This window comes from Shinella sp. 1A1, assembly GCF_055379515.1.
Window position 1 is genome coordinate 3411380 of the sequence record NZ_AP039671.1, and the last position, 25985, is coordinate 3437364.

Below are 25985 nucleotides of genomic sequence, written 5' to 3' on the forward strand. Positions count from 1 at the left end.
CGCATCTTGAAATAGTGCCTTTATTACTCGTCGCTCATCTTGAGCGCCGCGATGAAGGCTTCCTGCGGGATCTCCACCTTGCCGAACTGGCGCATGCGCTTCTTGCCGGCCTTCTGCTTGTCCAGCAGCTTGCGCTTGCGGGTGGCGTCGCCGCCGTAGCACTTGGCGGTCACGTCCTTGCGCAGCGCCGAGATCGTCTCGCGGGCGATCACGTTGCCGCCGATGGCGGCCTGGATCGGGATCTTGAACATGTGCTTCGGGATCAGCTCCTTGAGCTTCTCGCACATGTCGCGGCCACGCTTTTCGGCGGCCATGCGGTGCACCATCATGGAAAGCGCATCGACCGGCTCGCCGTTGACGAGGATCGACATCTTCACCAGATGGCCTTCCTTGTGGTCGGTGATCTGGTAGTCGAAGGAGGCATAGCCCTTGGAGATCGACTTCAGGCGGTCGTAGAAGTCGAAGACGACTTCGTTGAGCGGCAGGTCATAGGTCAGCATGGCGCGCGTGCCGACATAGGTCAGCTCGATCTGGATGCCGCGGCGGTCCTGGCAAAGCTTCAGGATGCCGCCGAGATAGTCGTCCGGCGTCAGGATCGTCGCGCGGATCCACGGCTCGTGGATTTCCGAGATCTTCACGACGTCGGGCATGTCGGCCGGGTTGTGCAGCTCGCGCATCGAGCCGTCAGTCATGTAGAGCTGATAGACGACCGAAGGCGCGGTCGCGATCAGGTCGAGGTCGAATTCGCGCTCCAGGCGCTCCTGGATGATTTCGAGATGCAAGAGGCCGAGGAAGCCGCAGCGGAAGCCGAAGCCGAGCGCTGCCGAGCTTTCCATTTCGAAGGAGAACGAGGCGTCGTTGAGGCGCAGCTTGCCCATCGCCGAGCGCAGGTCCTCGAAATCGGCCGCATCGACCGGGAAGAGGCCGCAGAAGACGACCGGCTGGGCCGGCTTGAAGCCCGGCAGGGCCTTGGCCGTCGGGCGCTTGTCCTCGGTGATGGTGTCGCCGACGCGGGTATCGGCCACTTCCTTGATCGAGGCGGTGATGAAGCCGATCTCGCCCGGGCCGAGCGAATCCATCGCAACCATCTTCGGCGTCAGCACGCCGACGCGCTCGACGGTGTATTTCGCGTCCGTACCCATCATGCGCACGGTCTGGCCCTTGGAAAGCCGGCCCTCGATGACGCGCACGAGAACCATGACGCCGAGATAGGTATCGTACCAGCTGTCGACCAGCAGCGCCTTCAGCGGGGCCTTCTCGCCGCCCTCGCTCTTCGGCGCGGGCAGGCGCTTGACGATGGCTTCCAGCACGTCGGGAATGCCGAGGCCCGTCTTGGCCGAGATGAGCACGGCGTCGGAGGCGTCGATGCCGATCACTTCCTCGATCTGTTCCTTGATGCGGTCGGGTTCGGCCGCCGGCAGGTCGATCTTGTTGAGGACAGTGACGAGCTCGTGGTTGTTGTCGATCGCCTGGTAGACGTTGGCGAGCGTCTGGGCTTCCACGCCCTGGGAAGCGTCGACGACCAGCAGCGAACCCTCGCAAGCCGACAGCGAGCGCGAGACCTCGTAGGCGAAGTCGACATGGCCGGGCGTGTCGATGAGGTTCAGCACATAGGTCTCGCCGTCGTTCGCCTTGTAGTGCAGGCGCACCGTCTGGGCCTTGATGGTGATGCCGCGCTCGCGCTCGATCTCCATGTTGTCGAGGACCTGCTCCGACATCTCGCGGTCGGCAAGGCCGCCGGTCGACTGGATCAGCCGGTCGGCCAGCGTCGACTTGCCGTGGTCGATATGGGCCACGATCGAGAAATTGCGGATATGGTCGAGGGGCGTCGAATTATTGGTGCTCATGCGCGCCATATAGCAGCGAGCAGGATTCCCGCAAAGCGGTAAATGAAGGGTTTCGGCTTGGCAAGCGCCGCTATTCCGGGGCTTTCTCGCCTTCCACAAGCGCGCCGGCATTCGGCACCTGCGCGCTCAGCAGCTCGAAGTTTTCCCGCGCCTCGGGCGGCACCGTCTCGCGCAGCCTCAGCCGCTGGGCGACGAAGGCGGCATAGGCGAGCGCGACGCCCATCGCGGCATAGATGAAGGTCTGCGGGCCGAAGACCGGCGTCAGCGCCGTCACGCCGAGCGGAACGATAGTCGCCGAGGTCGACCAGGCGACGAGCAGCGTCGAGGCGAGCGGCACGAAATCCTCCGGATCCGTGCGGTCGTTGGCATGGGCGTTGGCGATGGAATAGACGCTCTCGACCGCGCCGGCCCAGAGCGCGAAGACGATCATCAGCAGGACGAAGGCGCTGAACGAGACGAAGAGCGCGGCGATGGCCGCCCCGGTGATCAGCAGGCAGGTGACGACCAGCACGACGCGCCGGTCGATCCGGTCGGAAAGCGTGCCGAGCGGATATTGCACGAAGATCAGGCCGAACTGCATGACGAACATCAGGAGCGCCACGTCGGCCTGCCCGACATTGTTGGTGGCGGCATAGATCGGCGTGAAGCCCTGCACGACCATGGAAAGCCCGCCGGAGGCGAGCACGCCGATGAGCGCGACCGGCGAATTGCGCCAGGCCATGGGGAAATCGAGGCTGACGCGGGCGGGCGCCGGCGGCGTCGGCAGCTTGGTGAGGCCGATCGGCAGGAGCGCGACGGTGGACACGAAGATGGTGACGAGCGGGGCGAGGTTGCCGTCGGCCGGCATGCGGCCGAAGATCCAGGCGCCCACGCCGAGCCCCAGCACATAGGTCATGTAGAAGAAGGACATGGCCTTGCCGCGCCAGCGGTTGTCCGCCGCGTGGTTCAGCCAGCTCTGGGCGATGATGAAGTTGCAGTTGCCGGCAATGCCGTAGATGCCGCGCGCCAGCACCCAGACGAGCGGATGCATGCCGAGCGCGACGAGGAAGGCGGCGATGATGACGAGCGCCAGCGAGCAGGAGAAGGCGCGCGCATGGCCGACGCGGCGGATGACCGGCCCGGCGATGACGCAGCCGATCAGCCCGCCGAAGGCGATGGCGGTGACGGCCGCGCCGGGCGTCCACGACGGCGCGCCGGCATGCGACAGCACATAGGGCACATAGGCGAGCATGATGCCGTTGCCGATGGCGACGAAGGTCATGGAAACGACGATGGCGGTGATGGAAAAGAGCGACGATGCCCGCTGTGTGCCGCCCATGATCCGTCCCCTCCGCCTGATCCCGGCGCAACCATAGCGAAACCGCCGATGTCGCATTGTCGCCGGAGCGGCATGGCGGCGAATTATTTTGCGATGGGATGATGCGTGTTGACTCCATTATAAAGGATAATTATTCCACGATAATGGAAAGCGATATCGATCCCCTCGAAAGCGCTATCGGCGACCGGCTGCGGCTGCTCAGAACGGCGCGCAACCAGACCCTCGAGGACCTTGCGGCCGCCTCGGGCGTCAGCCGCGCCATGATCTCGCGCATCGAGCGCGGCGAGGCGAGCCCGACGGCGCAGCTCCTCTCGCGGCTTTGCGCCGCCTTGGACCTCACGCTCTCCGCCTTCTTCGCCTTTTCCGGGACCGAGGGCGATCCGCTGTCGCGGCGCGAGGCGCAGACCGTCTGGCGCGATCCGGAAACCGGCTACCAGCGCCGTGCCGTCTCCCCGCCCGACACCGCCGCGCGCGTCGATGTCGTGGAGGTCGAGTTCCCCGCCGGCGTGCGCATCGCCTATCCGCCGGAAACCGGCCGGGCCGGCATGACGCAGCATGTCTGGCTGTTTTCCGGCACGCTACGCATGACGGTCGGCGGAACCGTGCACGACCTTCGCCCCGGCGACTGCCTCTACATGAGCATCACCGAAGGCCATGTCTTCGAAAATCCCGGTGACACGCCGGCCCGTTATGCCGTGGTGCTGGACCGCGGCCGTTCCTGAGAGGACAGATGCGCGATATCAGGCTGCTCGACGAGAGCGAGACCCGCGCCCGCATGGGCGAACTGGCAGAGGTTCTGGCCGATTGCGTTGCCGGCGGGGCCTCCATCGGCTTCATGGCGCCCTATGGGCCGGCCGATGCGCTGCCCTTCTGGGACGGCGTCGCGGCAGCGGTCGGGGAGGGGGCGACGCTGCTCTTCGCCGCGGAGCGGGAGCGCCGCATCGTCGGCACGGTGCAGGTCGGCATCCGCCAGATGCCGAACCAGCCGCACCGGGCGGACGTGAAGAAGCTGCTCGTCATGGAAAGCGAGCGCGGCCGGGGCCTTGCCCGCGCGCTGATGACGGCCGCCGAAGCGGAGGCGGCCCGGCACGGCAAGACGCTGCTGGTGCTCGACACCGCCACCGGCAGCCCCGCCGAGACGGTCTACGAACGCCTCGGGTGGCAGCGCGCCGGGGTCATCCCCGACTATGCGCTCTATCCGGACGGGCGCTTCTGCGCGACGACGTTTTTTTACAAGAAGATCGGGGCAAAGCGGTGATCACACCGCCTCCCAGCCGTCCTTCTCGCTGGCGCGGTAGATGGCGTCGATGACCTTCTGGTTGTTCACCGAACTTTCCAGCGTCACGATCTCCTCCTTCTCGCCGCGCGCGGCCCGGCTGAAGGCCTCGGCCTCGCGCCGGTACTGGCGGGCGTCCTGGAAGCGGAAAATCTGGCTCTCGCCATGGTTCTGGTTGGTGAGCTCGACCTCCTCCACGCCGTAGCGGTCGGCATTGAAGGGCGACTTCACCTCGATGAAGCCCTTGTCGCCGTGGAAGACCATGATCTGGCGCTGGGCGAGCTGGGTGGAGATGTAGAAGGACAGTTCGAAATCGCCGAAATCGGCGCGCACGCTCGAATAGATGTCGGTGCCGAAATCCGGGTCGCGGTCGGTGCTCGCCTGCACGCGGACCGGCTCCTTGCCCGTGGCGAAGCGGGTGGTGATCGTCGGGTAGACGCCGATATCCGGCAGGCCGCCGCCGCCGAGCTCCGGCACGTTGCGCATGTTGCCCGGATCGCGGTTGAAATAGGTGAAGGCGCCCTGCACATGGCGCAGCCGGCCGATCGCGCCCTCGGCGAGAAGCGCGCGCACCTTGCGCCAGACGGGGCTGTAGGTGACCATGTAGGCTTCCGAGATTAGCACCTTGTTGCGGTCGCGCGCCTTGATCAGCGCGTCGATCTCGCCGGCATTGAGCGCGATCGGCTTTTCGCAGAGCACGTGCTTGCCGGCATCCGCCGCCTTGATCGACCATTCCACATGCTGCGCGGTCGGCAGCGGGATATAGACCGCGTCGATCGTATCGGAGGCGAGCATCTCCTCGTAGGAGCCGAAGGCATGCGGCACGGAGAAGCGGTCGGCCATGGCGCGCGCCTTGGCCTTGTCACGGCTCGCGACGGCGGTGACGACGCAGTTCTCCGCATCCTGGATGGCCGGCACGACGAGTTCGCGGCCGATCTTGGCCGTCGACAGGATTCCGAAACGCAGCATGATGATCTCTCCTCGATTGTGCGGGCCCTGATTGCGCCGGGAAGACTAGTCACGAGGTACGTTCCTCGCAAGCGCAGGACGCCCAAAAATCGACGGCGGGCCACGTGCAAAGCGCCGGGCCGCGCCCTATGTTGGCGAAAAGCCTTTTCAGCACGAACCCCTTGGAGGACCCCATGCAGTTTCGCTCCCTCGGCAGGACCGGCCTTTCCATCGCGCCGCTCGTCTTCGGCGGCAATGTCTTCGGCTGGACGGCCGACGAGAAGACTTCCTTCGATCTCCTCGATGCCTTCACCGGCGCGGGCTTCAACGCCATCGACACGGCGGATGTCTATTCCCGCTGGGTGCCGGGCAATGAGGGGGGCGAGTCCGAGGCGATCATCGGCAAGTGGCTGAAGCGCTCGGGCATCGCCCGCGACAGGGTGGTGATCGTCACCAAGGTCGGCTCCGACATGGGCCAGGGACGGCGGGACCTGCGCAAGTCGTGGATCGTCGAGGCGGTCGAGAAGTCGCTGAAGCGGCTGCAGACCGACCATATCGACCTCTATCTCTCCCACTGGCCGGACGCCGACACCCCTTACGAGGAGACGTTGGAAGCCCATGCGAGCCTCGTGAAGGCCGGCAAGGTGCGCGCCTTCGGCGCGTCGAACCTCGATGCCGGCCAGCTGCAGGCCTCGTTCGAGGCCGCCGACGAGGCGGGCCTGCCGCGCTATGCGGCGCTCCAGCCCGAATACAACCTCTATGACCGCGGCAGCTTCGAGGGGCCGCTCGCCGAGCTTTGCCGCAAGGAGGATATCGGCGTCATCACCTATTACAGCCTCGCCTCCGGCTTCCTCACCGGCAAGTACCGCTCGAAGGCCGATACCGAGGGCAAGGCGCGCGGCGAGGGCGTCGCGCATTATCTCGATGACAAGGGCCAGCGCATCCTTGCGGCGCTCGACAAGGTCGCGGCCGAGACCGGCGCGAAGCCGGCGGAAATCGCGCTCGCCTGGCTGATGGCCAAGCCGGCGGTCACCGCGCCGATCGCCAGCGCGACGAGCCTTGCCCAGCTCGGGAGCCTGACGAAGGCCGCCGATCTTTCGCTGTCGCCCGAGCAGATGGCGGCGCTCGACAAGGCGGGGGCCTGACCATGGCGCTCATCCTCCGCGATGCGGCCGAAGACGACGAGGCGGCCTGGAGAAGGCTCTGGGCCGGCTATCTCGCCTTCTATAGAACCGAGGTACCGGAGGAGGTGACGGCCTTCACCTGGGCGCGCGTGCTCGATCCCGGCTCGCGCGTCTCGATGCGCGTCGCGGAGGAGGACGGCAAGGTGGTCGGCTTTGCCATCCACCACTACCATGATTCCACCTGGGACATCGCGCCGGAGGGCTATCTCGAAGACCTCTTCGTCGACGGCACGGTCCGTGGCAGGGGCGTCGGCCGGGCGCTGATCGACGACCTGATCGCCATTTCCAAGCGGCATGGCTGGCGCGGCATCTACTGGCATACCAGCCACGACAACGACCGGGCGAGGAAACTCTACGACAGCTATGTCGAGACCGACGGGCACATCCGCTACCGTCTTCAGACCTGACCGCGATAGCGGAAGAAATCGACGAAGGCGCGCAGCGCCGGGCGCATCTGCCGGCGCGTCGGATAGTAGATCGAAAAGCCGTCGAAGGCGGGGCACCAGTCCTCCAGCACCGCGACGAGGCGCCCCGCCGCAATGTCCTCGGCAACGCGCTGGTCGAAGACATAGGCAAGGCCCGCGCCGTCCATCGCCGCCGCCCGCATCAACCGCTGGTCCGAGACGATGAGGGGGCCGGTAACGTCGACCGTCACCTGCCGCCCGTCCTTCTCCAGCTCCCAGCGATAGATGCGACCGCTCGAAAAGCGCCGGCGGATGCAGCGGTGCTGCATGAGGTCGCGCGGCTGGAGCGGCTTCGGGTGCGTTTCGAAATAGGCCGGCGCGCCCACCACGAGGCCGCGCCACGGCCCGCTCGCCCGCACGGCGACCATGTCGGCCTCCAGATGCTCGCCGAGCCGGAGGCCGGCATCGAAGCCCTTCTCGACGATATCCTCGAAGCGGTCGTCGGTCCGAAGCTCCAGCTCGATATCGGGATAGGCGAGAAGGAAGGCCCCGAGCCGGGGCATGACGATGTCCTCCGCGGCGATAAGGGGCATGGTGACGCGCAGCGGCCCGGCGGGCCGGCCCTGCCGGTCGGCGAGCGCCTCCATGACATTGCCGATGTCGGACAGGGCCGGCGCCAGCGTATCGAGCAGCATGCGGCCCTCCTCCGTCGGCGAAACGGAGCGGGTGGTGCGGGCGAGGAGCCGCACGCCGAGGCTTGCCTCCAGCGCCGAGATGGCATGGCTGACGGCCGAGGGCGCGATGCCGAGCTCGGCGGCGGCCTTGCGGAAGGAGCGCGTCTCGGCGACGATGGTGAGCACGGCGAGTTGCGAGAGCTGGGTGCGGTTCATTGTTCCAACAGATAGAACAAGCCGTTGGCTTTTGCAGCAATTTTCAGATGAAGCGGCGCGCCGTAGATTGCGTTTCGCCGGATGAGGGCGGGTGAGCCGCTGCCCGGCGCATGGACCGCCTCCCGGTCGCAAGCAAAAGGATCCTGTCATGAAACACAGACAACTCGGCAGCCTCGACGTCTCCGCCCTCGGCCTCGGCTGCATGGGCATGAGCCACGCCTACGGCCCTTCGAGCGACGAGACGGCGGCGATCAGGACGCTGCATCGCGCCGTCGATCTTGGCGTCACCCTCTTCGATACGGCCGAGGTCTATGGCCCCTACCGGAACGAGATCCTCGTCGGCAAGGCGCTGAAGCCGGTGCGCGACAAGGTGGTGATCGCCACGAAATTCGGCTTCCGCATCGACGACACGAAGCCTTCCGCCGAGATGATCACGGGCACCGACAGCCGGCCGGAAAATGTTCGGGCCGTCGCCGAGGCGTCGCTGAAGCGGCTCGGCGTCGAGGTCATCGACCTCTACTACCAGCATCGCGTCGATCCGGCCGTGCCGATCGAGGAGACGGTGGGCGCGATGGCGGAGCTGGTGCGCGCGGGCAAGGTGAAGGCGCTCGGCCTGTCGGAAGCCGGCGCCGAGACGATCCGCCGGGCCCATGCCGTACACCCGATATCCGCCCTGCAGAGCGAATATTCGCTGTGGACCCGCGACCCGGAGGAGAACGGCGTTCTGGAAACCTGCCGGGAACTCGGCATCGGCTTCGTGCCCTTCAGCCCGCTCGGCCGCGGCGTTCTCACCGGCGCGCTGAAGAAGCTCGACGGCCTCTCGGCCGACGATTTCCGCCGCTCGCTGCCGCGTTTCGAGGCGGAAAACTTCGATGCCAACCTGGCGCTGGTGGCGCTCCTGGAGGAGATGGCGAAGGAGAAGGGCGTGGCCCCCGCGCAGCTCGCGCTTGCCTGGGTGCTGGCGCAGGGCGATTTCATCGTGCCGATCCCCGGTGCCAGCAAGGTGCCGCATCTCGAGCAGAACGTCGCCGCCGCCGATGTCGCCCTGACGAAGGAGGAGGCCGCGCGGCTCGGCGAGCTGCTGTCGCCGGCGCGGGTCGCCGGCGGGCGCTATCCGCAGCGCATGGCCTCAATGGCGAACCGGTAGAGGATCAGTCGCGCTTGATCGTGGCAAGGACCTGCCAGAGGTCCGCACCCGTCTCGAAGACGGCGGCATTCGCACGAAAGCCGATCCTGGCGGAGATCATGTCCAGCATGCTCTCTGCCGGGTCATCGGCCCCGGCCGGTGCCTCCGCGATCGTCTGCGCCGCCCGGTCGAGGCGCGCCGTCTCGCCCGCCATGCCCCGGAGGGCCGTGTTCATGATGCCGGCTATCTGCATGGGATGGCCCCGTTGTGATCCACCCTCCCTTTACCGCACGCCCCTTTCGATTGCGTGAACGGCGACGGCTCGGCCCTGTGCATTTTCGGCACAGGGCGGGTTGTCAGTGGCTCGGATGCAGCGCGTCGTTGAGATACATGCAGGTCAGCATGGCGAAGACATAGGCCTGGATGACGGCCATCAGGATTTCCAGCGCCGTCAGCGCCACCGTCATGGCGAAGGGCAGGATGGCGCCCAGCACGCCGAGCGTTCCCAGCCCCGTCATCGAGGCGACGAAGCCGGCAAAGACCTTCAGCGTGATATGGCCGGCGAGCATGACGGCGAAGAGACGGACGGAGTGGCTGACGGGCCGCGAGAAATAGGACATCACCTCGATCGGCACGATGATCGGCGTCAGGACCAGCGGAACGCCGGACGGTACGAAGAGGCGGAGGAACCCCGCGCCATGCCGGAAGAGGCCGTAGAGCGTGACGGTCGTAAAGACCGTGATGGCGAGCGCGAAGGTGACGATGAGTTGGCTCGTCACGGTGAAGGCATAGGGAAACATGCCGATGAGATTCGCGACGAGGATGAACATGAAGAGCGAGAAGACCAGCGGGAAGAAGCGCATGCCCTGCTCGCCCGCATTGGAGCGCAGCGTCCTGGCGATGAAATCGTAGACGAGTTCGGCGCTCATCTGCCAGCGGCCGGGAACCAGGCTGCCCCGCCGGGTCGCCAGCAGCAGGAAGCCCGTCGCCGTCGCCACCGTCAGCACCATATAGGCGGAGGCATTGGTGAAGCTGAGGTCCACCCCGCCGATTTCGAGGGGAATGAGCGGCTTGATCTCGAATTGCTGAATGGGGCCGGCCATGATCTATCCTCGCAAAGACATGAGTGTACACGCGGATCCGCCGGGCCGCGACCCGCAAAGTCGACATGCGGCGCGGGGAGGCGCGAGACGGGTTTTCAGGGAAAAAGGGTGAGCGGGGTTCAACAGGCCATCCTCGTCTCGACTGCGAGAAAAGGGGCCGTCCCCGGAACGAACAAAGGCGCGGGCCGTCCCGCGCCGGATCTGTCTACCCGCTGCGCCTGAAAATGGCAAGGACGGACCCCGGCAGGGCCGGAGGTCCGTCGCGAGGATCGGTTGGTTCAGCCGCCGTCGTAAAGGCGCTGGCCGGTCAGAAGCGAATCGTCCAGCCGGCCCCCCTCGGGGAAGAGGGAGAGCGTTTCCGGCCTGTCGACGCCCGGCACCAGCCGGTGGCAGGGCTCGACGGCGCCGAGCACGGTGGTGACGGGAATGACGCCGGCCCAGATGGGAAGGGCGAAATCCTCCTCGTCGTCACCGACCCCCTTCGCCCGCACCTTGGCGACCGCCTCGTCTATCGGCATGGCGATGATCGTCGTCGCCTTCGCCTCCTGCGGCGTGATGGGACGCAGCAGCGCGCTGCGCTGCGGATAGAACCGGTCGATGACGTCGCGCATCGCCTCGTTCTTCTCCTCCGGGTCTTCCACCAGCCGCGCGGTGCCGAAGCACATGGCGGAGCGGTAGTTGGCCGAATGGTTGAAGCCCGAGCGGGCGAGGACCAGCCCGTCGAGATGCGCGACGGTGAGGCAGGCGGGCGTGCCGGCCTTCAGGTGCCGCAGCATGCGGCTTGCCGAAGAGCCGTGCCAGTAGAGCGTGTCGCCCTTGCGCCAGAAGAGTGTCGGCGTGGCATAGGGCTGGCCGTCGATGACATAGGCGACATGACAGAGCATGGCCGCGTCGAGAACGGCGTGCACGGCCTCGCGGTCATAGCTGGCGCGCTCGTGCATGCGCTTGACGCGGTTGCGCGGGGTGACGGGATAGGGGGCGGTTTCGGTCTCGACGCTCATGCGGCTCTTGCCTTTCAGGGAATGGAAGGCCAGGGTGCATCATGGCATTGGATCGAAAAAGTACCAATTCAAGGCAAAAAATTCAGGCCAATCTTCCGGACTGGTCGTCGCTCGTTCCCGTCCTGCCGGCGGCGGGGCGGCGCACGCCCGCGCTCTACCGCGAGCTGCGCCGGCTGATCGAGGCGGGCGACATTCCGCCCGGCAGCAAGCTGCCGCCGTCTCGCGATCTCGCGCAGCGCCTGAAGACATCGCGCGGCAGCGTCGTCGCGGCCTTCGAGATGCTGATCGCGGAGGGCTATGCCGTCGCTCGCACCGGGGCCGGCACCTTCGTCGCCGACCGCGTGCCCAGCATGAAGCCCGCCATGCTCCCGGAGGCGGAGATCGTCGAACCGAAGATGCCGCTTCCCGGCACGCTGGGCGTCGCCATGGCCGATGCGCGCACGCTGAACATCTTCCGCACCCTGCTTTCGCGCCATCTGGCGCGGCCGGGGCCGGAACATTTCCAATATGGCGATCCGCGCGGCGGGCTTGCGCTGCGCGAGGCGATCGCCGCCTATCTCCGGCAGGCGCGCGGCGTCCGCTGCGAGGCCCGCTCGATCATCGTCACGACGGGCACGCAGCAGGGGCTCGACCTCGTCATTCGCAGCGCCCTTTCCCCGGGCGACCGCGTGATGGTCGAGGATCCCTGCTATCCGAGCGCCCGCGCCGCCTTCGCCGGCAACGGCCTGCATCTGTCGGGCCTTGCCGTCGATGCGGAGGGGGCCGATATCGCCGGCGCGGTGGCCGGCGCCCGCGCGGCCTACGTGACGCCTTCGCACCAGTTTCCGCTCGGCGTGACCATGAGCATGCGTCGCCGCCTCGCCCTCGTCGACTGGGCGCGGGCGACGGGCGGCTGGATCGTCGAGGACGACTACGACAGCGAGTTCCGCTTCGCCGGCCCGCCGCTCGCCGCCATGCAGGGCATGGATGACAGTGGCCGGGTGATCTATCTCGGCACCTTCTCCAAGGTGCTCTTCCCGGGGCTTCGCCTCGGCTATGCCGTCATTCCCGATCCGCTGCTGGAGACCGTAATGGCCCTGCGCAGCCGCAGCGACCGCAGCCCGCCGACGCTCGCCGAGGCGGCGCTGACCGATCTCATCCGCGAAGGCCATTTCGCCGCGCATCTGCGCCGCGCCCGGCGCCGGGCGCAGGCGGCGCGCGATGCGCTGGTCGCGGGGTTGCTCTCGGCGGGAAACCTTTCGGTGGACGTGCCCGATCAGGGCCTCCACCTCGTCGCCGGCCTCCCGGAAGCGCTCGGGGACGTAGCGGCGGTCGAGATCGCCCGGCGCGCCGGGCTCGGCGCCCGCGCCCTTTCCGCCATGGCCGTCACCCGCCCGCCGCGGCAGGGCCTCGTGATCGGCTTTTCGGGCTTTGCGCCGGATGTGCTGGGCGCGGCGGCGCGGCGCTTCGCGGATGCTATGCCACGCGGCGGGCTTCAGTGACCTTGATCGTGGCGACCCAGGCGCGGGCGAGCGCAAGGCCGGTGGCCTCGGCAACCGGGCCGCTTTCGGCGGCGAGCGCGGCGCGTCGCTCCAGCCAGCCGGGCGCAAGGCCGGCAATATGGTCCGGGAAGATCCGCACCCATTCCTCGACCACGTCGCGATTCGCCTCGAAATGGAACTGCGTGCCGTAGCTGGCGCGGCCGAGGCGGAAGGCCTGGTTCTGCGCGGCATCGTTGGTGGCGAGCCGCACCGCGCCCTCCGGCAGGGAGAAGGTGTCGCTGTGCCACTGGAAGATCGGGAAGGCGCCGGCGGCGGCGGACAGCACGGGATCGCCCGCGCCGTCGGGGGTGAGCGCGATGGTGCACCAGCCGAATTCCGGCGCGGTGCCGATATGGTTCGCCGCGCCATAGGCCCGCGCCAGCAGCTGGCTGCCGAGGCAGACGCCGAGCACCGACTTGTCCGCCTCGCCGAAGCGGCGCATCAGGGCGGCAAGCGCCGGGAGATAGGCGTGGCTTTCGTCGTCCAGCGCGTTCTGCGGCCCGCCCATCACGACGATGGCGTCATGGCCGCTTTCGTCCGCCGGCAACGGATCGCCGGCATGGGGCCGGCAGATGTCGAGCTCCGCGCCCGCTTCGTCGAGCGCCGCGCCGATCTGCCCGAGCAGCGTCACCCTGTCGTTCTCCACCACCAGAACCCGCATGCCGAACTCCCTTTCGATGTCGCGCGAGACAATCACGTCGCACCGCTTCGTTCAAGGGGAGAGCAAGACGGTATCACGGATAGATCACGCCCTTGCGCAGGATGACATTGGCATAGAGCCGCGGCTCGCTCGTCTGGACGATGGTGTGGGCGGCGCGCACGCGGTTGTAGAAATCGGCACCGACCAGCGGCACCACGGCGCGGTCCGGCTCGTGCCGCGCGCAGCAGTCGATGATCTCGCGGTGCACGGGCTCCAGCCGGTCGCGCTCCTGGCGATAGGTGGAGCGGAAGATCGCCTCCTCGACGAAACCGTCGACGGGCAGGACCGAAAGCACGGCATCGAGCGCGGGAATCAGCGCCACGCCGTCGAGGCGCACCAGCCGGCGGGCATGCTCGACGCCCGGATAGTTGCCGTCGACGATGGCGATCTCGTCGCCGTGGCCCATGGCGCGCAGCGTGGCGAGCAGGTCGGGGCTCAGGATGGGATCGAGGCCTTTCAGCATCAGGCAAGCTCCTTGAAGAGAACGTTCTGGTCGGGAAGATAGCGGGAGAAGAGCGGCAGGCTGGCCCCTCCGATCGAGCGGGCGCTGCTGCCGACGGCGCCCTCGGCGATCTCGGGCAGGGTGACGCCCTGAAGGTCGAGCCGGTCGATCGCAGCCTTGGTCTCGGCGACGACGCGCTCGCGCACCCATTCGGGAAAGCCGCCGTCGATGATCACCGCCGAGAAGTCGATGACCGAGGCCGATGCGACGACCGCCTGGGCGAGCGCCGCCGCCATGTCGTCGATCCAGATGTCGAGCGGCGCGCCGAAGTCGATCCAGCCGTCCGGCGAATACCAGAGCGGCGTGGGGTCGATGCCGTGCTGGCGCAGCAGGTTTTCGAGGCGGTAGATCGAGGCGATCTTGAGGAGCTGCACCGTCTCGCCGTCGCGGCCCTGCACGGGAAGCGGGCCGATGGCGCCCGCCGTGCCGGTGCGGCCGGTGAAGAGCGCCGAGTTCAGCACCACGCCGCCGCCGATGAAGGAGCCGATGAAGAGATAGAGGAAATCGGGATATTGCGGGCCGCGGCCGAAGACGAGCTCGGCCGCGCAGGCGCTCGTCGCGTCGTTCTGCAGCATGACCGGATAGGGCACGCGCCGGGCGATCTCCGCCCCGAGGTCGACGCCGCGCCACTGGTCCATGTCGGCCTGCGGCGCGCCGACCTCGCTGGCCCAGCTCCACAGCTCGAAGGGCGCGGCGACGCCGAAGCCGGTGATGCGGGCGCGCTCGTCCGGTGTGATTGCGGCCTCCAGCTCGGCAAGCCCCTCCTCGACGAAGGAGAGCAGCGGGCCGGGCATGGGATAGGGGTAGGTGCGGCGCACCTGCCGGCGGATGCCGCCGACGAAATCCATCATCACGAGATCGGCGCTGCGGCGGCCGATCTTCAGCCCGAAGGAATAGACGGCATCCGGGTTGAGCAGCATGGGCACCGAGGGCTGGCCGACCTTGCCGCGCATCGGCGCGCCGCGCACCAGCAGCCCTTCGGCCTCCAGCGCGCGCATGATGACGGTGACGGTCTGGGCGGAAAGGCCGCTGCGCCGGGCGATCTCGGCCTTGGAGAGGCTGCCGTGCCGGCGCACCAGCGACATGACGAGCCGCTCGTTATAGGCGCGCACGCGCACCTGGTTGGCGCCGCCGCTCGGATCGAGGATTTCGGCCGGCGCGGCGGGCGCCGTCGCAGCGTGCTTTCTCATCGTCTCCTCCCGTGCCGGTTGGCGCCATGCGCCGATCCCGGTCCTCTTACCGGCTGACGCTCCGCTCTTCCACCGGAAACGATGCAGCCAGGGCTTCCACCCCTTCTTTGCCCGCAGCATGCCACATCGAATTAATAATTCAATTCGATTTATTTATTGACAGGCATTTCTTTTGGTGGTCTCATCATCATCGGAAGCACGGTTGGCCGGTGGAGGAACCGCCGGCTCCTGCGACCGGATGCCCCCAGGAGAGGGGCGCATCCCGTTTCGTCCTTGGGAGGATTACATGAAGAAGACCATCGTTTCCGCCGCTCTCGGCGCGCTTGCGCTCGGCGTGGCCTTTTCTTCGCCGGCTTCCGCCGCCGATGTCAGCGCCTGCCTGATCACCAAGACCGACACCAATCCCTTCTTCGTCAAGATGAAGGAAGGCGCCGAAGCCAAGGCCAAGGAACTCGGCGTCACGCTGAAGGCCTATGCCGGCAAGATCGACGGCGACTCGGAAAGCCAGGTCGCGGCCATCGAGACCTGCATCGCCGACGGCGCGAAGGGCATCCTGATCACCGCATCCGATACCAAGGGCATCGTTCCCTCCGTGCAGAAGGCGCGTGACGCCGGCATGCTGGTCATCGCCCTCGATACCCCGCTCGAGCCGCTCGACGCTGCCGACATGACCTTCGCCACCGACAACCTGCTCGCCGGCGAGCTGATCGGCAAGTGGGCCGCCGCCACGCTCGGCGATGCCGCCAAGGACGCCAAGGTCGCCTTCCTCGACCTGACGCCCTCCCAGCCGTCGGTCGACGTCCTGCGCGACCAGGGCTTCATGAAGGGCTTCGGCATCGACGTGAAGGACATCAACAAGATCGGCGACGAGGACGATCCGCGCATCGTCGGCCATGACGTGACCAACGGCAACGAGGAAGGCGGCCGCACCGCCATGGAAAACCTCCTGCAGAAGGATCCGACGATCAACGTCGTCCACACGATCAACGAGCCGGCCGCCGCCGGTGCCTATGAGGCGCTGAAGGCCGTCGGCCGCGAGAAGGACGTGCTGATCGTCTCCGTCGACGGCGGTTGCCCGGGCGTGCAGAACGTCGCGGACGGCGTCATCGGCGCGACCTCGCAGCAATATCCGCTGATGATGGCCGCCCTCGGCATCGAGGCGATCAAGAAGTTCGCCGACACGGGCGAGAAGCCGAAGGCCACCGAAGGCAAGGACTTCTTCGACACGGGCGTCGCGCTCGTCACCGACAAGCCGGCAGAGGGCGTCGATTCCATCGACACCAAGGCCGGCAAGGACAAGTGCTGGGGCTAAGCCCTGGCGCCGGCCCGGCATGACCGGGCCGGCCATCCGCCACGGACGGATCGGGTGGTGATTTCCGGGCGAGCGGCCCCGAGCGCACCCTTCTTTTGACAATCGCGAAAAGACGTGGGCACCCTTTCAGGGCGAATGGCGGCAAGGCCGCATTCGCAGGGGAGGACCGCTTCCAGGCGGCAGGTGCGCGCAATGCGTCCGTGCATCATTTCATCCGGCAATGCCGCGACGGTCGGCACACGGAAGGGAGGAACAGGATCATGAGTGAAACGACGGCGGCCTCGCAGGGCGTACAGTCCTCGCAGCCATCACAGGAATTCGAGAAGGTGCTCACCGGCAGTTCGACGCAGGTGGCCTCCTTCGACACGAACGACAAGACGGCCATCCAGAAGTTCCAGCATTTCCTGCACGGCAGTCCATCGGCCGTGCCGCTGATCGTGCTGGTGCTCTCGGTGGCGGTGTTCGGCGCCGTTCTCGGCGGCAAGTTCTTCTCCGCCTTCACGCTGACGCTGATCCTCCAGCAGGTGGCGATCGTCGGCATCGTCGGCGCGGCGCAGACGCTGGTGATCCTGACCGCGGGCATCGACCTTTCGGTCGGTGCGATCATGGTGCTGTCGTCCGTCGTCATGGGCCAGTTCACCTTCCGCTACGGCCTGCCGCCGGTGGTGGCGGTCGCCTGTGGCCTCGCCTGCGGCGCGCTCTGCGGCTATATCAACGGCCTGCTCGTCGCCCGCATGAAGCTGCCGCCCTTCATCGTCACGCTCGGCATGTGGCAGGTCATCCTCGCCTCCAACTTCCTTTATTCGGCCAACGAGACGATCCGCTCGCAGGATATCGCCACGCAGGCCCCGCTGCTGCAATTCTTCGGCAACAACCTCAAGCTCGGCAGCGCCGTCTTCACCTATGGCGTCATCGCCATGGTGCTGCTCGTCGCCGTCCTCTGGTACGTGCTCAACCACACCGCCTGGGGCCGCCATGTCTATGCAGTCGGTGACGATCCCGACGCGGCGGAACTGGCCGGCGTCAACGTCAAGCGCATGCTGGTCTCGGTCTATACGCTGTCCGGCCTCATCTGTGCGCTCGCCGGCTGGGCGCTCATCGGCCGCATCGGCTCGGTCTCCCCGACCGCCGGCCAGTTCGCCAATATCGAATCCATCACCGCCGTGGTGATCGGTGGCCTCTCGCTCTTCGGCGGGCGCGGCTCGATCCTCGGCATGATCTTCGGGGCGCTCATCGTCGGCGTCTTCTCGCTCGGCCTTCGCCTCATCGGCACGGACCCGCAATGGACCTATCTCCTGATCGGCGTCCTCATTATCTCGGCAGTCGCAATCGACCAGTGGATCAGAAAGGTAGCAGGCTGATGGCTCTCGAACCCATTCTCACCGCACGCGGTCTCGTCAAGCGCTACGGCCGCGTCACCGCCCTCGACAATGCCGATTTCGACCTCTATCCCGGCGAGATCCTCGCCGTGATCGGCGACAACGGCGCGGGCAAGTCCTCGATGATCAAGGCCATTTCCGGCGCCATCACGCCGGACGAGGGCGAAATCCGCCTCGAAGGCAAGCCGGTCAGCTTCCGCTCGCCCATCGACGCGCAGAAAGCCGGCATCGAGACCGTCTACCAGAACCTCGCGCTTTCGCCGGCGCTGTCCATCGCCGACAACATGTTCCTCGGTCGCGAGATCAGGAAGCCCGGCGTCATGGGCAGCGTCTTCCGCAAGCTCGACCGGAGCGCGATGGAGAAATTCTCCCGCGACAAGCTTTCCGAACTCGGCCTGATGACGATCCAGAACATCAACCAGGCGGTGGAGACGCTTTCGGGCGGCCAGCGCCAGGGCGTGGCCGTGGCCCGCGCAGCGGCCTTCGGTTCGAAGGTCATCATCCTCGACGAGCCGACGGCAGCGCTCGGCGTCAAGGAGAGCCGGCGCGTGCTGGAGCTCATCCTCGACGTGCGCCGACGCGGCATCCCGATCGTGCTGATCTCGCACAACATGCCGCATGTCTTCGAGGTGGCGGACCGCATCCATATCCACCGCCTCGGCCGCCGATTGACCGTCATCAACCCGAAGGACTACACCATGTCGGATGCCGTCGCCTTCATGACGGGGGCCAAGGTGCCGGAGGCCGTTGCCGCATGATCTCGCCTGCCACGATCGTGGATGCACTCTTGCGGCGCGCGGGAGACGCGCGCCGCTTTCTCGTCGGCCTCGCCGGCCCTCCTGCCGCCGGCAAGTCGACGCTGGCGGAAGCCCTCCGGGAGGGTCTTGTCGCGAAAGGCGAGAGCGCCGAGATCCTGCCGATGGACGGCTTCCACATGGATAACGGCATCCTCGCCGCGCGGGGCCTGCTGCCGCGCAAGGGCGTGCCCGAGAGTTTCGATGCCCGCGGCTTCATCGATATCGTCCACGCCCTGAAACGGGCAGAGGGCGAGGTGCTGGTGCCGGTCTTCGACCGCTCGCGCGAGATCGCCATCAATGCCGCCCGCGCCATCCCGCGGGAAACGCGCTTCATCCTCGCCGAAGGCAACTACCTGCTTTTCAAGGACGCGCCGTGGGACGGGCTGGATGGCGTCTTCGATTTCACCATCTTCGTCGGCCCGCCCTATGCGGTGCTGGAGGAGCGGCTGCGCCAGCGCTGGCTGGGGTATGCGCTGCCCGAGGACCAGATCGGCTGGAAGCTCTACGGCAACGACCTGCCCAACGGAAAGCGCATCCTGGAGAATTCCCGCCCCGCCGATCTCCATATCGACCTTTTTTGAGGAATTGTCGGTCGTCCCTTCGGGTGCTATCGCAACTCCAGAGACTGGAGATACGCCGATGACCACCGAAATCACCATTCGCCGGCCTGACGACTGGCACCTGCACCTGCGCGACGGCGCCATGCTCGAAGGCGTGATCGGCGATACCAGCCGCCACTTCGCCCGCGCCATCATCATGCCGAACCTGGTGCCACCGGTCGTCACCACTGCCGATGCCACCGCCTACCGCGACCGCATCCTCGCCGCCGTGCCGAAGGGCGATCGCTTCGAGCCGCTGATGACGCTCTATCTCACCGAGCACACCAATCCCGACGACGTGGAAGCCGGCTACCGGAGCGGCCTCATCCGCGCGGTGAAGCTGTACCCCGCCGGCGCGACGACCAATTCCCATGGCGGCGTGCGCGACATGGACAAGGCGATGCCGGTGCTGGAGCGCATGGCGAAGATCGGCCTGACGCTCTGCGTGCATGGCGAGGTCACGACACCCGAGGTCGACATCTTCGACCGCGAGGCCGTGTTCATCGAGACGGTGCTGGATCCGCTGCGCAAGCGCCTGCCCGAGCTGCGCGTGACCATGGAGCATGTGACGACGAGGAACGGCGTCGACTATATCAAGGCGGCGAAGGAGAACCTCGCCGGCTCGATCACCACGCACCACCTGATCATCAACCGCAACGCCATCCTCGTCGGCGGCATCAAGCCGCATTACTACTGCCTGCCCGTCGCCAAGCGCGAGGAGCACCGGCTGGCGCTGCGCGCCGCCGCTACGTCCGGCGACAGGCGCTTCTTCCTCGGCACGGACAGCGCGCCGCATGTCGATCCCCTGAAGGAATGCGCCTGCGGCTGCGCCGGCGTCTACACGTCGATCAACACGATGAGCTGCCTTGCCCATGTCTTCGAACAGGACGGCGCGCTCGACAGGCTCGAAGCCTTCGCTTCGCTGAACGGCCCGGCCTGGTACGGCCTGCCGGCGAACGAGGAGACGATCCGCCTCGTCAGGCGCGAGGAGGCCGTGGCCTTCCCGGCCAAGATCGAGACCGGGGCGGGGCCGGTGACGGTGTTCGACCCGATGTTCCCGCTGCATTGGGATGTAGCCTAGCCATCAGATGAAGGGCCGCGGTCCGCGCTGCAGCCCTTCCCAGCCCGCCAGCGCCAGCAGCCCCTCGGGGTCGAGAATTTCGCAGCCCCGATCCTGCCAGCGCATCAGCTTGCGGTCCGCCAGCTTGCGCAACGTCTTGTTCGTATGGACGAGCGACAGGCCGAGCGTATCGGCCACGTGCTGCTGGGTGATCGGGACGACCCGTTTGCCGCCGCTCATGCCGGATAGATGGGCGCGCTGGTGCAGGAAGGAAATGAGATAGGCGGTGCGCTCCAGCGCCGTGCGCCGCCCGACGCTGAGCAGGTGCTCGTCGAGGATGCTTTCCTCCTGCGCCGCGATCCAGGTAAGATCGTAGGCGAGCGAGGCATGGCGCTCGAAAAGCCGTCCCAGCTTGGAGCGCTCGAAGAGACAGAGCGTCACGGATGTCAGCGCCTCGACGGAATGGTCCATCTCCCCCATCAGGCTGCCCTGGAGGCCGATGAGGTCGCCGGGCAGCACATAGTTCATGATCTGCCGCCGCCCGTCCGGCAGCAGCTTGTAGCGGAACGCCCAGCCGGAGAGCACGGTAAAGAGATGGGCGCTGTGCATGCCCTCGACGAGGATCGTCGCGCCGCGCTCGGCGGACAGTTCCCCGCTCTTGAACTGCGAGACGAACTCCAGCTCCTTCGCTGAAAAATCGCGGAAATCCGGAAGACTGCGCAGGGGACACTGCTGGCAGGGCGTGCGCCATCGGGTTTTCTGGTTGGCCGCCGTTCCGCTCGCCATCGTGCCTCCGCTCTCGGGACTGGCCATGCAAACGCGGCACGCGCGCGCTTGTTCCATCGCGCAGGCACTATGTCTTATTTAAATGACACCCTCTGCCCCCCGGCCCACAGTCCGCCCTCCCGAGCCGCTCCCTTCGCGGCTCCACATGGATGACACATGGATAGGAGTGCGGGCGCCATGAAGCCTTCTCTGCCGCACATCTTGATCGCCGAACGCGAATTCCTGATCGCGCTCGATGCGGAGTATCTGATCAAGTCGGCACTCGATTGCCGTATCACGCTGCTCCGGCCGGAGCAGGTCGACCAATGGGATGCGGCGGCGCTGGCGGATGTCGATCTCTGCCTGTTCGATGTGCCGCTCGACGCCTCGCCGGCCGCAAGGCGCATCGAGCGGCTGGTCGAGGCGCGCGTGCCGCTGCTGTTCACCAGCCTCGGCGATCTGCATGCCGGCGGTGTGGAGGGCTTCGAGGTCATTCCCGTCGCCCGCAAGCCCTATGACGGCGAGACGCTGCTTGCGCTCGTCCGGGAACGGCTGCGGCAAACGCCGTAGCCGTTCCGTAAGGCCGATCAGAACTGACGGCCGAGCTTTGCGTCGACGGAATGGCCGTTGGCGCCGCGGATCGCGAAGAAGAACAGGATGAGCGTCCAGAGGATCGATTTCTCGGCGCCCATCACGCCTTCACCCTGCACCACGCCGTGGAAATAGATGGTGACGGCCAGCACGATCGTCGCGGCGAAGGCGGCCGGACGCGTGAAGAGGCCGATCGCGATGAGGATGCCGCCGAAGAACTCGGTCGCCGAAAGCAGCGGCGACCAGAAGGCGCCCGGATAGAAGCCGAGGCTCTCCACCATGCCGCTCGCGCCGAAGGGGTTGAGAATCTTGCCATAGCCGTGGGTGGCGAGAAGCAGGCCGGCGGCCACGCGCAGGATCGTTTCGGCGCCGTCATGCAAGGCGGCATAGAGACCGCCCAGCGCGGGAACGATGAGGCGGGGACGGTTGGTGGCAAGCTCGGTCATGGAGGCTCCTGTCGGAATGTTGCAGTGCGGCATCTCTCGGCGATGAAGCCGGCTGCGGCAAGATGTCCCGCGACAAAACTTGATAAATTAAGGTGACATTTACGTGAGCGGTGGCCACGCGCGGCGTGCCAAGCGCAGCCTCCTGCTATATGCTGCGCGGATCGAAGAGGGAGATCGGCATGTCCGGGCAGAAGCCGCGCGTTTCCATATTGTATTGCACCCAGTGCAACTGGTTGCTCCGCGCCGGCTGGATGGCCCAGGAGCTGCTGTCGACCTTTTCCGATTCGCTCGGCGAAGTGGCGCTCATTCCCGGCACCGGCGGCAATTTCGAGATTCGTGTCGGCGATACGCTCGTCTGGGAGCGCAAGCGCGACGGCGGCTTTCCCGGCCCGAAGGAGCTGAAGCAGCGCGTACGCGACATCATCGAGCCGGAGCGCGATCTCGGGCACACCGACCGCGCCGGCAGCGACCCTCCGTGAAACAAAAACGGCGGGCCGGAGCCCGCCGTTCATCGGTGCCGATCCGGCCCCATGGCTTACCGGTAGGGCGAATAGCACACCCGGTAGATGCCGCCGCCCGCATGGTAGCGATTGCTGCCCGGGTCATAGGTGCGGTAGCGGTTGAGGCACCAGCGCACATGCGCGCTCCGCCCGCCGCCATAATAGCGTGGGCGCTCGTAGCGTGGGCGATAGTAGCGCCGCTCGTAGCCGTAATAGGGCCGGTAGTGGTGACGCCGGTAATAGGGGCGGCGTTCCCAGCCGCAGCCATAGCCGACGCAGAACTGGGCCTCGGTGACGTTGTTCTGCGCCTGTGCATTCATGGCCGGCACGGCGAGCGGAGCGGCCTCGGCCGCCCCCATGGGCGCGATTGCGGAGGCGATGCCCATTGCGCAACCGAAAACGAGATTTCGAATCTTCGACATGTGATCCTCACTGTTTCTGGCGGGATATTTCCCGGTCACGTCCCTGTTTTGTATTACGTTCACGCATTTTGTTTTATTCATGATCGCGGCCCCGCATGAAGGGGATGTATCGCCGGATTTTCGATCCGCAAGAGGCGTGAGGACAGCATGAGCCTGAAATTCGGAACCAGTGGCCTGCGCGGCCTGTCGGTGGATCTGGAAGGGCCGGCGAGCGCGCTCTACGCCACGGCCTTCGCGCGCCATCTCCTGGCGGCGGGCCTTGCCCGGCCGGGCGACGAGATCCTGGTCGGTCGCGACTTTCGCGCCTCCAGCCCCGCCATTTCCGCCATCGCCATCGCCGCGCTGCGCAAGGCGGGCCTTGCCCCGCGCGATTGCGGCGTGCTGCCAACGCCGGCGCTGGCTTTGCTCGGCCTTCAAGGCCGGGCCGCCTGCCTGATGGTGACCGGCTCGCACATTCCCGCCGACCGCAACGGCATCAAGTTCTACCGGCCGGACGGCGAGATCGACAAGGCGGACGAGGCGGCGATCACCGCCGCCGCCGAGGCGATCCGCGCCGAAGGCACGGTCTTCGATGCCGCTGAGGAAAGCGCGGAGGATCGCCACGAGGCCGCCATGGCGCTCTATGGCGAACGCAACCGCAGGCTTCTGCCGGAGGGCAGCCTCTCCGGCCTTCGCGTCGGCGTCTACCAGCATTCCACCGTGGCGCGCGATCTCTTCGTCTCGGTGCTCGCTCATTACGGCGCGGATGTCGTCGCGCTCGGCCGGTCGGAGAGCTTCGTTCCGGTGGATACCGAGGCCGTCTCCGCCGAGACCGTCGCGCTCCTGCAGCAGTGGGCGCTGGAGTATGGCCTGCATGCGATCGTCTCTGCCGACGGCGACGGCGACCGGCCGCTCGTCGCTGACGAGACCGGCGCGCCGATCCGCGGCGACCTCGTCGGCCTCATCGCCAGCCGCTTCCTCGGCGCGAGCGTCGTTGCGACCCCCGTTACCTCCAATTCCGGCATCGAGGCCGCGGTCGGCGGCAGGGTGCTGCGCACGAAAGTCGGCTCGCCCTATGTGATCGCCGCGATGAACGAGGCGGTCGCCGCGGGCGAGACCGCCGTTGCCGGCTTCGAGGCCAATGGCGGAACGCTGACGGCGACGCCCTTCACGGTGAACGGCGAAACGCTCGCGCCGCTGCCGACCCGTGACAGCCTGATGCCGATCCTCGCCGTGCTGGCGCTGAGGGCGGCCGAGGAGCGCCCGCTCTCGCAGATCGCCGTGGGCTTTGCACTGCCGGCCGCCGCGAGCGACCGGCTGGAGAATTTTCCGGTCGAGACGAGCGCCGCGCTGATGGCGGAGCTGCGGTCGGGCGCCGGCCCGCTCGCTGCGTTCCTGGCGCCCATCGGCGTGCCCCGGAAGGTGAGCGACATCGACGGGCTGCGCGTGACGCTGGAGGATGCAAGCGTCATCCATTTCCGCCCCTCCGGCAATGCGCCGGAAATGCGCTGCTACGTGGAGGCCGCCGACGAGACCGCCGCCGTCCGCCTGCTGGAGGCCGGCCTCGCCCGCATCCGCGAATGGGCGATGAGCCGCTGAGCGGCTTTTCGAAGCTTTTCGCCAAGCTGTTGCGAAAACTTCAAAAAGCCTGTTGACACCGGAGGGCGGGCCTTCTACATGGCTCTCCGTCGCCCAGATGGCGGAATTGGTAGACGCGCCAGCTTCAGGTGCTGGTACTCGAAAGGGTGTGGAGGTTCGAGTCCTCTTCTGGGCACCAAATTCCCGTTCCGGATTTTCCGGAATATGTCAAAAAGCCCGGCCTTGCCGGGCTTTTTTGTTGCCCTGCAGCAGGCTCGCACCGCTTCTTTTCCGGCAAAGCAGAATCTTCCCCTCGCGCCCTTGCGTGACGGGCGCGATCGGCACATAAGCCTTGAAAATAATCAACTGCCTTTCTGACATCAGGATCATCGTGGGCCAATCTCAACACGATGCCCGAAAAGCGGGCATTCTGTCTAAATTCCGGCTGTTCAGTCCCATTCTCGCCGGCGCCACGCTCAAGGAACGCCTCATCGGCTGCCTCGGGGCCCTGATCGGTATTTGCCTCACCGGCCTCGTCTGCGGTTATTTCATGGGCAACGATGTCCACCTGCCGCTGATCGTCGCGCCCGTCGGCGCCTCGGCCGTGCTGCTCTTCGCGGTGCCGGCAAGTCCGCTGGCCCAGCCCTGGTCCATCGTCGGCGGCAACACGATTTCCGCTTTCGTCGGCGTGACGGTGCTGACGCTCGTCAAGGATCCGGCCATCGCCATCGGCCTTGCCGTGGCGCTTGCGATCCTCGCCATGTCGCTCACCCGCTCGCTGCATCCACCGGGCGGCGCGGCGGCGCTCACCGCGGTCATCGGCGGTGCGGCGGTCACCCGGGCCGGCTTCTGGTTCCCGCTGGTGCCGGTCGCCCTCAATTCGATGATGCTGGTCGCCCTCGGCATCGTGTTCCATCGCCTTTCAGGACGGCAGTATCCGCACCGCCAGACGGTCGCTCCCGTCAATACGCACAAGACGGCCGACCCGCCGGCCGCCTTCCGCGTCGGCTTCAACACCGAGGATATCGACGCCGCCGTCGCCAACCTCAACGAAACGCTCGACATCAGCCGCGCCGACCTCGACACCCTGCTGCGGCAGGTCGAGCTGCAGGCGCTGCTTCGCCAGCGCGGCGAGCTCACCTGCGCCGACATCATGTCCCGCGACGTGGTGACGGTCGAGGCGGGAGCCACCGCCGACGAGGCGCGCACGCTCCTCCTCGATCACGATATCCGCACGCTGCCGGTGCTCGACGGCGGCCGTCTGGTCGGCACGGTGGGGCTGCGCGAACTCGCCGCAATAGTGCCCTCCGCCCATCTGCCGGTGTCCGAGGCCGCGACGGCAAGTCCCTCGGACCGCGCGATCGGCCTCATCCCGCGCCTCACCGACGGCATGATCCACGCCGTGGTGGTGATCGACGAGGCGCGCCGCGTCGTCGGCATCATCTCCCAGACCGATCTTCTGGCCACGCTCGCAAAGAGCCTTTCCCAGACCGGCTCGCCCGCCCTGATGGGCGGCCACGGACAGGGGATCTGAAAATGCCCGCACGA

General features: G+C 66.9%; 29 protein-coding genes and 1 tRNA gene. 16 read left to right on the plus strand and 14 right to left on the minus strand.

Annotation, left to right across the window (positions count from 1 at the left end):
- Nucleotides 1-23: 23 nt before the first annotated feature.
- Together lepA and ACZ48C_RS16585 are read right to left on the minus strand one after the other, a co-directional pair.
- The gene (gene lepA / locus ACZ48C_RS16580; RefSeq protein ID WP_119257273.1) at nt 24-1856 is read right to left on the minus strand and encodes a translation elongation factor 4; all 1833 of its coding nucleotides are present in this window, start codon (nt 1854-1856) and stop codon (nt 24-26) included.
- Nucleotides 1857-1917: 61 nt separating this feature from the next.
- The gene (locus ACZ48C_RS16585) at nt 1918-3165 is read right to left on the minus strand and encodes an MFS transporter (protein WP_464781777.1); all 1248 of its coding nucleotides are present in this window, start codon (nt 3163-3165) and stop codon (nt 1918-1920) included.
- Nucleotides 3166-3308: 143 nt separating this feature from the next.
- Here ACZ48C_RS16585 and ACZ48C_RS16590 point away from each other — a divergent pair, with 143 nt between their 5' ends.
- A complete protein-coding gene (locus ACZ48C_RS16590; RefSeq protein ID WP_464781778.1) occupies nt 3309-3887 on the plus strand; it encodes a helix-turn-helix domain-containing protein in 579 nt (192 codons plus the stop codon).
- A gap of 8 nt (nt 3888-3895) precedes the next feature.
- Nucleotides 3896-4423 carry an N-acetyltransferase family protein gene (locus ACZ48C_RS16595; RefSeq protein ID WP_464781779.1) on the plus strand — a complete coding sequence of 176 codons (528 nt, stop codon included), beginning with the start codon at nt 3896-3898 and terminating at the stop codon, nt 4421-4423.
- On the opposite strand, the gene ACZ48C_RS16600 is transcribed toward ACZ48C_RS16595, so the two are convergent.
- The gene (locus tag ACZ48C_RS16600) at nt 4424-5410 is read right to left on the minus strand and encodes a Gfo/Idh/MocA family protein (RefSeq protein ID WP_318910521.1); all 987 of its coding nucleotides are present in this window, start codon (nt 5408-5410) and stop codon (nt 4424-4426) included. It abuts the gene before it with no gap.
- 173 nt (nt 5411-5583) lie between these two features.
- Here ACZ48C_RS16600 and ACZ48C_RS16605 point away from each other — a divergent pair, with 173 nt between their 5' ends.
- Together ACZ48C_RS16605 and ACZ48C_RS16610 are read left to right on the plus strand one after the other, a co-directional pair.
- Nucleotides 5584-6534 (plus strand): aldo/keto reductase, encoded by a 951-nt coding sequence (locus ACZ48C_RS16605; protein ID WP_464781780.1) that lies wholly within the window; start codon nt 5584-5586, stop codon nt 6532-6534.
- Between the two features lie 2 nt (nt 6535-6536).
- Nucleotides 6537-6980: an N-acetyltransferase family protein gene (locus tag ACZ48C_RS16610; protein WP_464781781.1), complete on the plus strand. Its 444-nt coding sequence runs from the start codon at nt 6537-6539 to the stop codon at nt 6978-6980.
- Here the strand turns inward: ACZ48C_RS16610 and ACZ48C_RS16615 are convergent.
- Complete coding sequence (locus ACZ48C_RS16615; protein ID WP_464781782.1) at nt 6971-7867, minus strand: LysR family transcriptional regulator; 897 nt, start codon at nt 7865-7867, stop codon at nt 6971-6973. The genes ACZ48C_RS16610 and ACZ48C_RS16615 overlap by 10 nt on opposite strands.
- A 148-nt stretch (nt 7868-8015) precedes the next feature.
- Between ACZ48C_RS16615 and ACZ48C_RS16620 the strand changes: the two genes are divergently transcribed.
- Nucleotides 8016-9014 carry an aldo/keto reductase gene (locus ACZ48C_RS16620; protein WP_464781783.1) on the plus strand — a complete coding sequence of 333 codons (999 nt, stop codon included), beginning with the start codon at nt 8016-8018 and terminating at the stop codon, nt 9012-9014.
- 4 nt (nt 9015-9018) lie between these two features.
- Here the strand turns inward: ACZ48C_RS16620 and ACZ48C_RS16625 are convergent, their stop codons facing one another.
- The 3 genes from ACZ48C_RS16625 to ACZ48C_RS16635 form a co-directional block, all read right to left on the minus strand.
- Nucleotides 9019-9228: a hypothetical protein gene (locus ACZ48C_RS16625; protein ID WP_464781784.1), complete on the minus strand. Its 210-nt coding sequence runs from the start codon at nt 9226-9228 to the stop codon at nt 9019-9021.
- A 121-nt stretch (nt 9229-9349) separates the two neighbouring features.
- Complete coding sequence (locus tag ACZ48C_RS16630) at nt 9350-10096, minus strand: F0F1 ATP synthase subunit A (protein WP_318910530.1); 747 nt, start codon at nt 10094-10096, stop codon at nt 9350-9352.
- 278 nt (nt 10097-10374) lie between these two features.
- Complete coding sequence (locus tag ACZ48C_RS16635; RefSeq protein WP_464781785.1) at nt 10375-11097, minus strand: pyridoxamine 5'-phosphate oxidase family protein; 723 nt, start codon at nt 11095-11097, stop codon at nt 10375-10377.
- 41 nt (nt 11098-11138) lie between these two features.
- Here ACZ48C_RS16635 and pdxR point away from each other — a divergent pair, with 41 nt between their 5' ends.
- A complete protein-coding gene (gene pdxR / locus ACZ48C_RS16640) occupies nt 11139-12578 on the plus strand; it encodes a MocR-like pyridoxine biosynthesis transcription factor PdxR (RefSeq protein ID WP_464781786.1) in 1440 nt (479 codons plus the stop codon).
- Here the strand turns inward: pdxR and ACZ48C_RS16645 are convergent.
- The 3 genes from ACZ48C_RS16645 to ACZ48C_RS16655 form a co-directional block, all read right to left on the minus strand.
- On the minus strand, nt 12553-13278 hold the full coding sequence (locus tag ACZ48C_RS16645) for a type 1 glutamine amidotransferase (protein WP_464781787.1): 726 nt from the start codon (nt 13276-13278) through the stop codon (nt 12553-12555). The two genes, pdxR and ACZ48C_RS16645, sit on opposite strands and share 26 nt — an antisense overlap.
- A gap of 73 nt (nt 13279-13351) precedes the next feature.
- Entirely contained in the window at nt 13352-13780 is a 429-nt protein-coding gene (locus tag ACZ48C_RS16650; protein WP_464781788.1) for an RbsD/FucU family protein, read from the minus strand.
- Nucleotides 13780-15009: an ROK family transcriptional regulator gene (locus ACZ48C_RS16655; protein WP_464781789.1), complete on the minus strand. Its 1230-nt coding sequence runs from the start codon at nt 15007-15009 to the stop codon at nt 13780-13782. The genes ACZ48C_RS16650 and ACZ48C_RS16655 overlap by 1 nt, the downstream gene beginning before the upstream one ends.
- 286 nt (nt 15010-15295) lie before the next feature.
- Here ACZ48C_RS16655 and ACZ48C_RS16660 point away from each other — a divergent pair, with 286 nt between their 5' ends.
- The 5 genes from ACZ48C_RS16660 to pyrC all read left to right on the plus strand — a co-directional run bounded on the left by ACZ48C_RS16660 (nt 15296) and on the right by pyrC (nt 20177).
- Nucleotides 15296-16321: a sugar ABC transporter substrate-binding protein gene (locus tag ACZ48C_RS16660; protein WP_119257288.1), complete on the plus strand. Its 1026-nt coding sequence runs from the start codon at nt 15296-15298 to the stop codon at nt 16319-16321.
- A gap of 260 nt (nt 16322-16581) precedes the next feature.
- Nucleotides 16582-17682 carry an ABC transporter permease gene (locus ACZ48C_RS16665; protein WP_464781790.1) on the plus strand — a complete coding sequence of 367 codons (1101 nt, stop codon included), beginning with the start codon at nt 16582-16584 and terminating at the stop codon, nt 17680-17682.
- Nucleotides 17682-18458, plus strand: coding sequence for an ATP-binding cassette domain-containing protein (locus ACZ48C_RS16670; protein ID WP_424547720.1), 777 nt, complete (start codon nt 17682-17684; stop codon nt 18456-18458). The genes ACZ48C_RS16665 and ACZ48C_RS16670 overlap by 1 nt, the downstream gene beginning before the upstream one ends.
- Entirely contained in the window at nt 18455-19078 is a 624-nt protein-coding gene (locus tag ACZ48C_RS16675; RefSeq protein WP_464781791.1) for a nucleoside triphosphate hydrolase, read from the plus strand. Before ACZ48C_RS16670 ends, ACZ48C_RS16675 begins: the two co-directional genes overlap by 4 nt.
- A gap of 58 nt (nt 19079-19136) precedes the next feature.
- A complete protein-coding gene (gene pyrC / locus ACZ48C_RS16680; protein ID WP_242219363.1) occupies nt 19137-20177 on the plus strand; it encodes a dihydroorotase in 1041 nt (346 codons plus the stop codon).
- Between the two features lie 3 nt (nt 20178-20180).
- Here pyrC and ACZ48C_RS16685 read toward each other — a convergent pair whose 3' ends face one another.
- Nucleotides 20181-20942, minus strand: a complete 762-nt coding sequence (locus ACZ48C_RS16685; RefSeq protein WP_119257293.1) for a Crp/Fnr family transcriptional regulator — start codon at nt 20940-20942, stop codon at nt 20181-20183.
- A gap of 177 nt (nt 20943-21119) precedes the next feature.
- Between ACZ48C_RS16685 and ACZ48C_RS16690 the strand changes: the two genes are divergently transcribed.
- A complete protein-coding gene (locus ACZ48C_RS16690) occupies nt 21120-21491 on the plus strand; it encodes a response regulator (RefSeq protein ID WP_119257294.1) in 372 nt (123 codons plus the stop codon).
- Between the two features lie 17 nt (nt 21492-21508).
- On the opposite strand, the gene ACZ48C_RS16695 is transcribed toward ACZ48C_RS16690, so the two are convergent.
- Nucleotides 21509-21958: a DoxX family protein gene (locus ACZ48C_RS16695; RefSeq protein ID WP_424547716.1), complete on the minus strand. Its 450-nt coding sequence runs from the start codon at nt 21956-21958 to the stop codon at nt 21509-21511.
- 179 nt (nt 21959-22137) lie between these two features.
- Here ACZ48C_RS16695 and ACZ48C_RS16700 point away from each other — a divergent pair, with 179 nt between their 5' ends.
- A complete protein-coding gene (locus ACZ48C_RS16700) occupies nt 22138-22437 on the plus strand; it encodes an Rdx family protein (protein WP_464781792.1) in 300 nt (99 codons plus the stop codon).
- A gap of 56 nt (nt 22438-22493) precedes the next feature.
- Here ACZ48C_RS16700 and ACZ48C_RS16705 read toward each other — a convergent pair whose 3' ends face one another.
- A complete protein-coding gene (locus ACZ48C_RS16705) occupies nt 22494-22880 on the minus strand; it encodes a BA14K family protein (protein WP_464781793.1) in 387 nt (128 codons plus the stop codon).
- A gap of 147 nt (nt 22881-23027) precedes the next feature.
- Between ACZ48C_RS16705 and ACZ48C_RS16710 the strand changes: the two genes are divergently transcribed.
- Both ACZ48C_RS16710 and ACZ48C_RS16715 read left to right on the plus strand, forming a co-directional pair.
- Complete coding sequence (locus tag ACZ48C_RS16710; RefSeq protein WP_464781794.1) at nt 23028-24458, plus strand: phosphohexomutase domain-containing protein; 1431 nt, start codon at nt 23028-23030, stop codon at nt 24456-24458.
- Nucleotides 24459-24549: 91 nt separating this feature from the next.
- Nucleotides 24550-24636, plus strand: a tRNA-Leu gene (locus tag ACZ48C_RS16715).
- A 29-nt stretch (nt 24637-24665) separates the two neighbouring features.
- Here ACZ48C_RS16715 and ACZ48C_RS16720 read toward each other — a convergent pair.
- The gene (locus ACZ48C_RS16720) at nt 24666-24818 is read right to left on the minus strand and encodes a hypothetical protein (protein WP_464781795.1); all 153 of its coding nucleotides are present in this window, start codon (nt 24816-24818) and stop codon (nt 24666-24668) included.
- Between the two features lie 10 nt (nt 24819-24828).
- On the opposite strand from ACZ48C_RS16720, the gene ACZ48C_RS16725 reads away from it, so the two are divergent.
- Complete coding sequence (locus ACZ48C_RS16725) at nt 24829-25971, plus strand: HPP family protein (RefSeq protein WP_245424849.1); 1143 nt, start codon at nt 24829-24831, stop codon at nt 25969-25971.
- The last annotated feature ends 14 nt before the right edge of the window (nt 25972-25985 follow it).

Coding starts and splice junctions, on each gene's coding strand:
- lepA (WP_119257273.1), bottom strand. CDS start 1,856: ATGGCGCGCATGAGCACCAATAATTCGACGCCCCTCGACCATATCCGC.
- ACZ48C_RS16585 (WP_464781777.1), bottom strand. CDS start 3,165: ATGGGCGGCACACAGCGGGCATCGTCGCTCTTTTCCATCACCGCCATC.
- ACZ48C_RS16590 (WP_464781778.1), top strand. CDS start 3,309: ATGGAAAGCGATATCGATCCCCTCGAAAGCGCTATCGGCGACCGGCTG.
- ACZ48C_RS16595 (WP_464781779.1), top strand. CDS start 3,896: ATGCGCGATATCAGGCTGCTCGACGAGAGCGAGACCCGCGCCCGCATG.
- ACZ48C_RS16600 (WP_318910521.1), bottom strand. CDS start 5,410: ATGCTGCGTTTCGGAATCCTGTCGACGGCCAAGATCGGCCGCGAACTC.
- ACZ48C_RS16605 (WP_464781780.1), top strand. CDS start 5,584: ATGCAGTTTCGCTCCCTCGGCAGGACCGGCCTTTCCATCGCGCCGCTC.
- ACZ48C_RS16610 (WP_464781781.1), top strand. CDS start 6,537: ATGGCGCTCATCCTCCGCGATGCGGCCGAAGACGACGAGGCGGCCTGG.
- ACZ48C_RS16615 (WP_464781782.1), bottom strand. CDS start 7,867: ATGAACCGCACCCAGCTCTCGCAACTCGCCGTGCTCACCATCGTCGCC.
- ACZ48C_RS16620 (WP_464781783.1), top strand. CDS start 8,016: ATGAAACACAGACAACTCGGCAGCCTCGACGTCTCCGCCCTCGGCCTC.
- ACZ48C_RS16625 (WP_464781784.1), bottom strand. CDS start 9,228: ATGAACACGGCCCTCCGGGGCATGGCGGGCGAGACGGCGCGCCTCGAC.
- ACZ48C_RS16630 (WP_318910530.1), bottom strand. CDS start 10,096: ATGGCCGGCCCCATTCAGCAATTCGAGATCAAGCCGCTCATTCCCCTC.
- ACZ48C_RS16635 (WP_464781785.1), bottom strand. CDS start 11,097: ATGAGCGTCGAGACCGAAACCGCCCCCTATCCCGTCACCCCGCGCAAC.
- pdxR (WP_464781786.1), top strand. CDS start 11,139: ATGGCATTGGATCGAAAAAGTACCAATTCAAGGCAAAAAATTCAGGCC.
- ACZ48C_RS16645 (WP_464781787.1), bottom strand. CDS start 13,278: ATGCGGGTTCTGGTGGTGGAGAACGACAGGGTGACGCTGCTCGGGCAG.
- ACZ48C_RS16650 (WP_464781788.1), bottom strand. CDS start 13,780: ATGCTGAAAGGCCTCGATCCCATCCTGAGCCCCGACCTGCTCGCCACG.
- ACZ48C_RS16655 (WP_464781789.1), bottom strand. CDS start 15,009: ATGAGAAAGCACGCTGCGACGGCGCCCGCCGCGCCGGCCGAAATCCTC.
- ACZ48C_RS16660 (WP_119257288.1), top strand. CDS start 15,296: ATGAAGAAGACCATCGTTTCCGCCGCTCTCGGCGCGCTTGCGCTCGGC.
- ACZ48C_RS16665 (WP_464781790.1), top strand. CDS start 16,582: ATGAGTGAAACGACGGCGGCCTCGCAGGGCGTACAGTCCTCGCAGCCA.
- ACZ48C_RS16670 (WP_424547720.1), top strand. CDS start 17,682: ATGGCTCTCGAACCCATTCTCACCGCACGCGGTCTCGTCAAGCGCTAC.
- ACZ48C_RS16675 (WP_464781791.1), top strand. CDS start 18,455: ATGATCTCGCCTGCCACGATCGTGGATGCACTCTTGCGGCGCGCGGGA.
- pyrC (WP_242219363.1), top strand. CDS start 19,137: ATGACCACCGAAATCACCATTCGCCGGCCTGACGACTGGCACCTGCAC.
- ACZ48C_RS16685 (WP_119257293.1), bottom strand. CDS start 20,942: ATGGCGAGCGGAACGGCGGCCAACCAGAAAACCCGATGGCGCACGCCC.
- ACZ48C_RS16690 (WP_119257294.1), top strand. CDS start 21,120: ATGAAGCCTTCTCTGCCGCACATCTTGATCGCCGAACGCGAATTCCTG.
- ACZ48C_RS16695 (WP_424547716.1), bottom strand. CDS start 21,958: ATGACCGAGCTTGCCACCAACCGTCCCCGCCTCATCGTTCCCGCGCTG.
- ACZ48C_RS16700 (WP_464781792.1), top strand. CDS start 22,138: ATGTCCGGGCAGAAGCCGCGCGTTTCCATATTGTATTGCACCCAGTGC.
- ACZ48C_RS16705 (WP_464781793.1), bottom strand. CDS start 22,880: ATGTCGAAGATTCGAAATCTCGTTTTCGGTTGCGCAATGGGCATCGCC.
- ACZ48C_RS16710 (WP_464781794.1), top strand. CDS start 23,028: ATGAGCCTGAAATTCGGAACCAGTGGCCTGCGCGGCCTGTCGGTGGAT.
- ACZ48C_RS16720 (WP_464781795.1), bottom strand. CDS start 24,818: ATGTCAGAAAGGCAGTTGATTATTTTCAAGGCTTATGTGCCGATCGCG.